This is a genomic window from Streptomyces tailanensis, from assembly GCF_008386495.1.
Taxonomy (GTDB): Bacteria; Actinomycetota; Actinomycetes; order Streptomycetales; family Streptomycetaceae; genus Streptomyces; species Streptomyces tailanensis.
This window is the reverse complement of record NZ_VTHJ01000056.1, coordinates 56,941-65,882: the sequence shown is the minus strand read 5'-3', so window position 1 is coordinate 65,882 and position 8,942 is coordinate 56,941. Positions and strand designations below refer to the sequence as shown.

At 70.1% G+C, this 8,942-nt stretch carries 8 protein-coding genes and 1 riboswitch; of the genes, 3 read left to right on the top strand and 5 right to left on the bottom strand.

What is annotated here, in order from left to right; genetic code table 11:
• The first annotated feature begins 441 nt into the window (after window positions 1–441).
• On the top strand, window positions 442–1,422 hold the full coding sequence (locus F3T56_RS35075) for a tetratricopeptide repeat protein (RefSeq protein ID WP_149829382.1): 981 nt from the start codon (window positions 442–444) through the stop codon (window positions 1,420–1,422).
• Window positions 1,423–1,571: 149 nt separating this feature from the next.
• Entirely contained in the window at window positions 1,572–2,222 is a 651-nt protein-coding gene (gene def / locus F3T56_RS35070) for a peptide deformylase (RefSeq protein ID WP_149829381.1), read from the top strand.
• A 26-nt stretch (window positions 2,223–2,248) separates the two neighbouring features.
• On the opposite strand, the gene F3T56_RS35065 is transcribed toward def, so the two are convergent.
• Entirely contained in the window at window positions 2,249–3,214 is a 966-nt protein-coding gene (locus F3T56_RS35065; protein ID WP_149829380.1) for a GlxA family transcriptional regulator, read from the bottom strand.
• A gap of 93 nt (window positions 3,215–3,307) precedes the next feature.
• On the opposite strand from F3T56_RS35065, the gene F3T56_RS35060 reads away from it, so the two are divergent.
• The gene (locus F3T56_RS35060) at window positions 3,308–3,547 is read left to right on the top strand and encodes a hypothetical protein (protein ID WP_246204216.1); all 240 of its coding nucleotides are present in this window, start codon (window positions 3,308–3,310) and stop codon (window positions 3,545–3,547) included.
• Here the strand turns inward: F3T56_RS35060 and F3T56_RS35055 are convergent.
• The 4 genes from F3T56_RS35055 to F3T56_RS35040 form a co-directional block, all read right to left on the bottom strand.
• Window positions 3,460–4,470 carry a ribonucleotide-diphosphate reductase subunit beta gene (locus F3T56_RS35055; RefSeq protein ID WP_149829379.1) on the bottom strand — a complete coding sequence of 337 codons (1,011 nt, stop codon included), beginning with the start codon at window positions 4,468–4,470 and terminating at the stop codon, window positions 3,460–3,462. The genes F3T56_RS35060 and F3T56_RS35055 overlap by 88 nt on opposite strands.
• Window positions 4,470–6,893, bottom strand: a complete 2,424-nt coding sequence (locus F3T56_RS35050; RefSeq protein ID WP_425473698.1) for a ribonucleoside-diphosphate reductase subunit alpha — start codon at window positions 6,891–6,893, stop codon at window positions 4,470–4,472. The genes F3T56_RS35055 and F3T56_RS35050 overlap by 1 nt, the downstream gene beginning before the upstream one ends.
• A gap of 124 nt (window positions 6,894–7,017) precedes the next feature.
• Window positions 7,018–7,141, bottom strand: a riboswitch (cobalamin riboswitch).
• A gap of 63 nt (window positions 7,142–7,204) precedes the next feature.
• Window positions 7,205–7,717, bottom strand: a complete 513-nt coding sequence (locus tag F3T56_RS35045; RefSeq protein ID WP_149829378.1) for a GNAT family N-acetyltransferase — start codon at window positions 7,715–7,717, stop codon at window positions 7,205–7,207.
• A 111-nt stretch (window positions 7,718–7,828) separates the two neighbouring features.
• Window positions 7,829–8,824 carry a nucleoside hydrolase gene (locus tag F3T56_RS35040; RefSeq protein ID WP_149829377.1) on the bottom strand — a complete coding sequence of 332 codons (996 nt, stop codon included), beginning with the start codon at window positions 8,822–8,824 and terminating at the stop codon, window positions 7,829–7,831.
• Between the last annotated feature and the right edge of the window lie 118 nt (window positions 8,825–8,942).

Here is an 8,942-nt window from a genome sequence, read left to right as displayed (position 1 = left end):
CTACCGGATCCGCCACACCGCGCGGGCCGGATCCGCCAGATTGATCGAAACCAGATACGCGCCCTAGCTAGGGGGTGTTTTGAAAGTCCCGTGCGGTGCCCGCGGTGTTCGGTGCGTGCCCTCGGCATGCCGGGCGCCGTGGGTGCTGTGCGGGACTTTCAAAGCACCCCCTAGGTCCGGGCCTCTCGGGCGTTTAGCGTCGGGGGGCCTCTGGCAAGGGTTCCCGGAGGGTCTCCGGAGTGGGGTCCCGGGAGGCTTCGGCGAGGGGTGGTGGGCGACGGGTGGGCGGTCTGACCGGGGTGAGGGTGGGTAACCCATGGGTAATGAGCGGCTCTGCTTCCGTCCGTGGTTGGATGCGAGGGAGAGGGTGTACCCGGGGGCGACGGCCAGCCCACTCCAATGGAACTGGCAGGCGGGAACCGTAACTGGCAGGCGGGAATCGTGAGGATCTTCGGCAAGGGACGGCATCGGCCCTCCGCCTCCTGGCGGCAGGCCACCGACCGTGCGTTCACGCTGATCGGTGACGGTCGGTACGAGGACGCGGGCGCGCTGCTGACACGTGCCGCGGATCTGGAGCCGTGGCTGTCCGAGTCCTGGTTCAACCTTGCCCTGCTGCACAAGTTCCGGCACGACTGGGAGCAGGCCAGAGCGGCCGGCCTCAGGGCCGTCGCACTGCTCGACCGCGAGACCGGGGCGCCGGACTGGTGGAACGTGGGCATCGCCGCCACCGCCCTGCAGGACTGGCCGCTGGCCCGCCGTGCCTGGCAGGCGTACGGGCTGCGGGTGCCCGGGGCCGCGAGCGCCTCCGGCGAGCCCGTCGGGATGGACCTGGGCAGCGCCGCCGTACGGCTGTCGCCGGAGGGTGAGGCCGAGGTCGTGTGGGGGCGGCGGCTCGACCCCGCCCGGATCGAGGTGCTCTCCATTCCGCTGCCGTCCTCCGGGCGGCGCTGGGGCGAGGTCGTCCTGCACGACGGGGTTCCGCACGGGGAGCGGACCACGGCCGCCGGGCACGCGTATCCGGTGTTCGACGAGATCGAGCTGTGGGCGCCGTCGCCGGTGCCGACCTGGGTGGTGCTGCTGGAGGCGGCGACCGAGGCGGACCGGGACGCGCTGGAGCGGCTCGCGGCCGACGCCGGGTTCGCGGCGGAGGACTGGTCATCGTCGGTGCGGCTGTTGTGCCGGCTGTGCTCGGAGTCCCGGATGCCGTCCGACGAGGGCGACGGGGATCATCTGGATCCGCATGACCACAGTGAGCCGGGGCATCCCGGGCCGCTGGGGCATGTCACTGACGGGCAGTTGTGGGCGCCGGAGCGGGAGTGCGGGGTGGCTGCGCCGGCTTCGCTGGTTCGGGGGTTGCTGGACGGGTGGGTGGCGGACAGTCCGGATTCTCGTGATTGGCGGGATTTGGAAGAGGTTTGTTAGGGGTTGCGCGGTCGTATTTCGACTGCGGGTCGGTGAGAGCTGGTCGCATAGTTCCCCGCGCCCCCTACGGGCGCCCTCCTGAGCGGCGCGATCCCCGTACCCTGTATCAGCACTCACCCCCAGTTTTTTGAGGAAGGCGTACGTCTGTCATGGCTCAGCAGGACACCGATCAGCAGCACGTGGGCGTGCTCCCCGTCGATGACGAGGGGTTCGTCGTCGACTCGGAGGACTGCGAGGAGCGCGAGCAGGCGTACCGCGAGCGGGGTACCTCGCGGCCGATCACGGTCGTCGGGAACCCGGTGCTGCACAAGGAGTGCAAGGACGTCGCCGAGTTCGGCGACGAGCTGGCGAAGCTGGTGGACGACATGTTCGCCAGTCAGCGCACCGCCGAGGGCGTGGGCCTGGCCGCGAACCAGATCGGCGTCGATCTGAAGGTGTTCGTGTACGACTGCCCGGACGACGAGGGCAACCGGCACGTCGGCGTGGTCTGCAACCCCAAGCTGGTCGAACTGCCCGCCGAGACGCGCCGGTTGGACGACAGCAACGAGGGATGCCTGTCGGTGCCGACCGCGTACATGCCGCTCGCCCGCCCCGACTACGCCGAGGTCACCGGGCAGGACGAGAAGGGCAACCCGATCAAGGTGCGCGGCACCGGTTACTTCGCGCGCTGCCTGCAGCACGAGACCGACCATCTGTACGGCTACCTGTACATCGACCGGCTGTCCAAGCGCGACCGCAAGGACGCGCTGCGGCAGATGGCCGAGAACGAGCCCCGGTACCCCGTGGTCGCGAACGACTGACGCCACCGGGGCGGCCGCACGCGTCCTCAGGCGGCCTCCGGGCCCCGGAAGGTCCGGCGGTAGGCCTGGGGGGTCGTGCCCAGTGACCGTACGAACTGGTGGCGCAGGGCGGCCGCCGTGCCGAAGCCGGTGCGCCAGGCGATCGCGTCCACCGTCTCGTCCGTCGCCTCCAGCAACCGCTGGGCCAGCAGCACCCGTTGACGCAGGATCCAGCGGTACGGAGTGGTCCCGGTCTCCTGCTGGAAGCGGCGGGCGAACGTACGCGGGGACATATGGGCGCGGGCGGCCAGCTGCTCGACGGTGACCTCCTCGTCGAGGTGGCGCTCCATCCAGGTCAGCACCTCGCCGACCGTGTCGCACTGCGAGCGGGGCAGTGGCCGCTCGATGTACTGGGCCTGACCGCCGTCGCGGTGCGGCGGTACGACCATGCGCCGGGCGATCTTGTTGGCGACCTCCGGGCCCTGTTCCTTGCGGACGATGTGGAGGCAGGCGTCGATACCGGCCGCGGTGCCCGCGGAGGTGATCACCGGGTCGGCGTCCACGTACAGCACGTCGGGTTCGACGACCGCCCGCGGAAAACGCCGGGCCAGTATCTCGGCGTGCCGCCAGTGAGCGGCGCACTGCCGCCCGTCGAGCAGCCCGGCCGCGCCCAGCACGAAGACTCCGGAGCAGACGCTGAGCACCCGGGCGCCTCGGTCGACGGCCCCGCGCAGGGCGTCGAGCAGCTCGGGCGGACAGTCACGAGTGGCGATCCCGTCCGAGGCCGGTACGACGATCAGGTCGGCCTCCTCCAGGCGCTCGAGGCCGTACGGGGTCGAGACCGTGAAGCCGGGGACGTGGGTGCTCAGCGCCCGTCCCTCCGCCGAGACCACGGCGAAGTCGTACACCGGCAGGCCCTCGTCGCTCCGGTCGAGGCCGAACACCTCGCAGACGACGCCGAGTTCGAAGGGGTGCACGCCGTCGAGGAGGACGGCGGCGACGTTCTTCAGCATGCCGCCAAGTGTGCCTCGCCGGTGGCAGGAAATCGAGGGTCTACGGCAGTCCTGCCACTGTTTGTAAGGGGTGTCCGGAGCGACATTGGTGTCATGACTACCGCACAGACAGAAGCACTGATCGCCATGCTCACCGTTCTCGGCATGTTCGTCCTCCTGGTCCTCCCGTCAGTGATCGGGATCGTGCACGACCGGCGCATCGACCGTCAGATCAGGGAGGCCCAGGAGCACGACAAGGCAGAGGCTCAGAAGTCCTCGTCCAGGTCGACGGTGCCCTCCACCGCCACCTGGTACGCCGACGGACGCCGCTCGAAGAAGTTGGTCAGCTCCTGAACGCCCTGCAGCTCCATGAAGGAGAAGGGGTTCTCGGAGCCGTACACCGGGGCGAAGCCGAGCCGGGTCAGACGCTGATCGGCGACACACTCCAGGTACTGCCGCATCGAGTCGGTGTTCATGCCCGGGAGGCCGTCACCGCACAGGTCCCGTGCGAACTGAAGCTCGGCCTCGACGGCCTCCTCGAGCATGTCGGTGACCTGCTGCTGGAGCTGGTCGTCGAAGAGGTCCGGCTCCTCCTTGCGGACGGTGTCGACCACGTCGAAGGCGAAGCTCATGTGCATCGTCTCGTCGCGGAACACCCAGTTGGTGCCGGTGGCCAGGCCGTGCAGCAGGCCCCGGCTGCGGAACCAGTAGACGTACGCGAAGGCGCCGTAGAAGAACAGACCCTCGATGCAAGCGGCGAAGCAGATCAGGTTGAGCAGGAAGCGGCGCCGGTCGGCCTGGGACTCCAGCCGGTCCAGCTTCTCCACCGAGTCCATCCACCTGAAGCAGAACTCGGCCTTCTCCCGGATGGAGGGGATGTTCTCGACGGCGGCGAAGGCGGCCGCGCGGTCCTCCGGGTCGGGGAGGTAGGTGTCCAGCAGCGTCAGGTAGAACTGGACGTGGACGGCCTCCTCGAAGAGCTGTCGGCTCAAGTAGAGCCGCGCCTCGGGGGAGTTGATGTGCTTGTACAGCGTCAGGACCAGGTTGTTCGCGACGATCGAGTCGCCCGTCGCGAAGAACGCCACCAGCCGACCGATCAGGTGCTGCTCGGCGGGGCTGAGCTTCGCGAGGTCGGCGACGTCCGAGTGGAGGTCGACCTCCTCGACGGTCCAGGTGTTCTTGATCGCGTCCCGGTAGCGCTCGTAGAAGTCCGGGTAGCGCATGGGGCGGAGAGTCAGCTCGAAGCCGGGGTCGAGAAGATTCTGGGTGCTGGACATCACTGGCAGGCCTCGCAGGACTCGGGGTTCTCAAGGGAGCAGGCGACCGCTTCGGGGTCTGCGGTCTGCTGCACGGGGACGGTGGCTTGGGCCTGGGCCGCGCGGGCGATACGGGTCGCCGGGCGGGAGCGCAGGTAGTACGTCGTCTTCAGGCCCGACTTCCAGGCGTACGCGTACATCGAGGAGAGCTTGCCGATGGTCGGCGTCTCCAGGAACAGGTTCAGCGACTGGGCCTGGTCCAGGTACGGGGTCCTCGCCGCCGCCATGTCGATCAGGCCGCGCTGCGGGATCTCCCAGGCCGTGCGGTACAACGCCCGTACGTCCTCGGGGATCCAGGTGAAGGCCTGCACCGAGCCGTTCGCGTCGCGCAGCGCCTCGCGGGTGCGGGCGTCCCAGACGCCCAGCTCCTTGAGGTCCTTCACCAGATACGAGTTGACCTGGAGGAACTCACCGGACAGCGTCTCGCGCTTGAACAGGTTGGACACCTGCGGCTCGATGCACTCGTACACCCCGGCGATCGAGGCGATGGTGGCCGTGGGCGCGATGGCGAGGAGGAGGGAGTTGCGCAGGCCGGTCGTCGCGATGCGCTCACGCAGGGCCGCCCAGCGCTCCGGCCAGGTGAACTCGACGCCGTAGTGGTCGGGGTGCAGCACACCGCGGGCCGTACGGGTCTTCTCCCAGGCCGGCAGCGGGCCGCTCCGCTCGGCGAGGTCGGCGGAGGCCTCGTACGCGGCGAGCATGATCCGCTCGGCGATCCGCGTGGACAGGGCCTTCGCCTCGGGGGAGTCGAAGGGCAGCCGGAGCTTGAAGAAGACGTCCTGCAGACCCATCGCGCCGAGACCGACCGGGCGCCACTTGGCGTTCGAACGGCCCGCCTGCTCGGTCGGGTAGAAGTTGATGTCGACGACACGGTCCAGGAAGGTCACGGCCGTGCGGACGGTCTCGTCCAGCCGCTCCCAGTCCATGTCCGCCGTCGCCGGGTCGATGAACGCGCCCAGGTTCACCGAGCCCAGGTTGCAGACCGCCGTCTCCCCGTCGTCCGTGACCTCCAGGATCTCCGTGCAGAGGTTGGAGGAGTGGACGACGTGGCCCGGCTCGGCCGTCTGGTTCGCGGTGCGGTTGGCGGCGTCCTTGAAGGTCATCCAGCCGTTGCCGGTCTGCGCGAGCGTACGCATCATGCGGCCGTACAGATCGCGGGCCGGGATGGTCTTCTTCGCCAGCCCGTTCGCCTCCGCCTCGCGGTACGCGGTGTCGAACTCCTCGCCCCACAGGTCGACCAGTTCGGGTACGTCGGACGGGGAGAACAGCGACCATTGCGCGTCGGCGTTCACCCGGCGCATGAACTCGTCCGGGATCCAGTGCGCCAGGTTCAGGTTGTGCGTCCGCCGGGCGTCCTCACCCGTGTTGTCGCGCAGCTCCAGGAACTCCTCGATGTCGGAGTGCCAGGTCTCCAGGTAGACCGCGGCCGCGCCCTTGCGCCGACCGCCCTGGTTCACGGCGGCGACCGAGGCGTCGAGCGTCTTCAGGAACGGGACGATGCCGTTGGAATGCCCGTTCGTGCCCCGGATCAGCGAACCCCGGGAGCGGATACGGGAGTACGACAGCCCGATGCCACCGGCATGCTTCGAGAGGCGGGCCACCTGGTGGTAGCGGTCGTAGATGGAGTCCAGCTCGTCCAGCGGGGAGTCGAGGAGGTAGCAGGACGACATCTGGGGGTGCCGCGTACCGGAGTTGAAGAGCGTGGGGGAGGAGGGGAGGTAGTCGAGGCGGCTCATGAGCCCGTAGAGCGCGGCGACTTCGTCGAGAGCGCGTGGGGTGTCGTTTTCGGCGAGGCCGGAGGCGACGCGCAGCATGAAGTGCTGGGGTGTCTCGATGACCTTGCGGGTGATCGGGTGCCGGAGGAGGTAGCGGCTGTGGAGGGTGCGCAGGCCGAAGTAGCCGAAGCGGTCGTCGGCGGCCGCCTCGACGAGGGCGTCGAGGCGCGCGGCGTGGACCCGTGCGAACTCCGCCGTACGGTCGGCGACGAGGCCCTCCCGGTGGCCCACGGCGATGGACTCCGTGAACGTGGTGACGCCCTGGGAGGCGGCCTCGGCCCGGATGCTGATCGCCAGCAGGCGGGCGGCCAGCTTCGAGTAGGCGGGGTCCTCGGAGATGAGACCGGCGGCCGCCTCCGTGGCCAGCTCGCGCAGCTCCGCGGTGACCTCGTCGAAGGTCCCCCGAGCGGACCGGCCGCGCAGCGCGGCGGCGGCGACCCGGCCGGGGTCGGCGTCGGGGAGGTCGGCGGTCAGCTCGGTCAGGGTCCGCAGCAACGCGGTACCGGGACCGTCGGTCTCCGTCGCCGCGACGGTGGGAACCAGGGCGGCGGGAACCAGTGCGGTTGGAACCGGGGCGGCTGAAGCCGGATCGGCTGGCGCGATGGTCACGTGGGGCTCTCCCTCGCTCGGCAGGGGGCTCTGCGGGAGGGCAGGCAGCAGCACACGAGCGCACGGGGGCGTCGCGTCCACCGGCCCACTCCACGAGGCCCGGACGTCAGGCACCCGAACCGGACGGACGGGCGCACTGTCGGCAGGTGCTCGGACTCGGCTCGCGCGCAAACACGCGCAAGTACACCGTTGCGGGACAGTTCCGGATTCGCACCGGATTCCCCTGCGGCGACAGCGAGCATGAGCATACATCTAGTGCCGGGTCGTGGTGTCACCCCCATATGTTGTGTCGCAGTCGGCTTCGGAGCGTGTCATAGCGTCAACTCATAGGTGATCAGCGTGAGGTCGGCCAGATCGGGGAGGGGAGCCCAGTCCCGTTCGGGTGTGCGGACGAAGCCCAGACGTTCGTAGATGCGATGGGCGGCGTGCATGGCCCGCTGGGTCGACAGGACGATGCCCACACAGCCGTCGACGGCCCGGGCGCGCTCGACGCAGGCGCGTACGAGGGCCTCGCCGGTGCCCCGCCCGCGGGCCTCCGGAGCGACCGCGAGCATCCGTATCTCGGCCTCTCCCGCGCGGGCGATGTCGGCCATGGGGCCACCGGCCGGGACGAAGGTCACTCCGCCGAGTGCCCGGCCGTCCTCGACCTCGACCGCGACGAGCACCTCGGCCGCGGCGGCCCGCTTGGCCACGTCGCGCAGCTCACCGAGGTAGCCGTCGCTCTCCCCGAAGTCCAGCAGTCCGTCGCCCAGGTAGGCCTGCGCGGTGATCTCGCCGAGGGCGGCGTACTCGTCGGGGGCCGCCCGCCTGATGGTGATGTCCATGCGTCGCAGTGTGCATCACGGGGCACGGCGAGGGTCGGGGAGTATCCACAGGTACGGGGGGATTGTCGGATGATCGGAACGCGGTGCGCGACCTGGCGGCAGTAGCGGCAGCTATCGGGTTGTGGTGGCAGGCCGGCGCGGCAGCGTCGTCACGAAGTCCTTGGCGAAGTCGCGGGAGCCCGGGCCCAGGGCGACGCGGCCGGTGGTGCGCAGGCGGGTGGTCAGGGCGGGGGACTCGGAGTAGTAGATCCGTCGGGCGTCGGCGGGGACGAACACGGTCTGGCCCCGCGTCAGTTCGCTTCCGCACTCCACGACGACGGCTCCTTCGGCGGCCGTCACGAACGCCTCGTCGCCGCAGACGCCCACCGCGAGCGGGTCGTGCAGGGGGCAGGTGCCGTCGCCGCCGTGGCGGGTGTAGGCGTCCATGTACGTCCGCATCAGCCGGGCCGCGAGTGCCGTGCCCGGGCCCGCGGCCTCCAGTGCCGCGAGGTCCGCGGGGCGGAACAGCCAGCGGTGCGAGGCGTCCAGATCGACCATGGTGAACGGGATGCCGGAGGAGAGCACCACCTCGGCGGCGTCCGGGTCGGCCCAGATGTTGAACTCGGCGACCGGGGTGAAGTTGCCCGGTACCTGCGCGGCGCCGCCCATGAAGACGAACTTCTTGACGCGGTGGGCGAATGCCGGGTCCTCCAGCACCGCGATGGCCACGTTCGTGAGCGGGCCCGTGGCGCAGACGGTCAGCTCGCCCTCGTACTCCCGGGAGAGTCGGAGCAGTGCCTGCGCGGACGACTCCGTCGGGTGGGGCGCGGTCGAGTCGGGCAGGTTCTCGTTGCCGAGGCCTGCCGGGCCGTGGAAGGCGGAGGCCTCTCGGTAGGGGAGGCGGGAGAGGGGGCGGCCCGCGCCCCTGTGTACCGGGACGTCGCCGTCGATGCGCAGGGCGCGGGCGAGGGATCGGGCGTTGCGGTACGTGGCGTCGGCGGGGAGGTTGCCGCCGACGGACGTGTACGCCTTGAGGTCCCACAGTCCGGTCCCTAGCAGGTACTGCAGGGCTACGGCGTCGTCGATACCGGGGTCGCTGTCGAGGACGATCGGAGCGGGGGCGGTCACCAACCCAGCGTAACCGGATGGATTCGCCCCCGCGTCTGCGCTCCGCTCCGGAAAGCCGCGTGAGAGCTCGGGAGGTTGCGGATGTGGGGCGTCTGCGGGTTTGGTGTGGTTGCTCGCG

Bases quoted from the DNA above. Each gene is read 5' to 3' on its own strand.
- F3T56_RS35065 (WP_149829380.1), bottom strand. From the start codon at position 3,214: ATGCTGAAGAACGTCGCCGCCGTCCTCCTCGACGGCGTGCACCCCTTC.
- def (WP_149829381.1), top strand. From the start codon at position 1,572: ATGGCTCAGCAGGACACCGATCAGCAGCACGTGGGCGTGCTCCCCGTC.
- F3T56_RS35060 (WP_246204216.1), top strand. From the start codon at position 3,308: ATGACTACCGCACAGACAGAAGCACTGATCGCCATGCTCACCGTTCTC.
- F3T56_RS35055 (WP_149829379.1), bottom strand. From the start codon at position 4,470: ATGTCCAGCACCCAGAATCTTCTCGACCCCGGCTTCGAGCTGACTCTC.
- F3T56_RS35045 (WP_149829378.1), bottom strand. From the start codon at position 7,717: ATGGACATCACCATCAGGCGGGCGGCCCCCGACGAGTACGCCGCCCTC.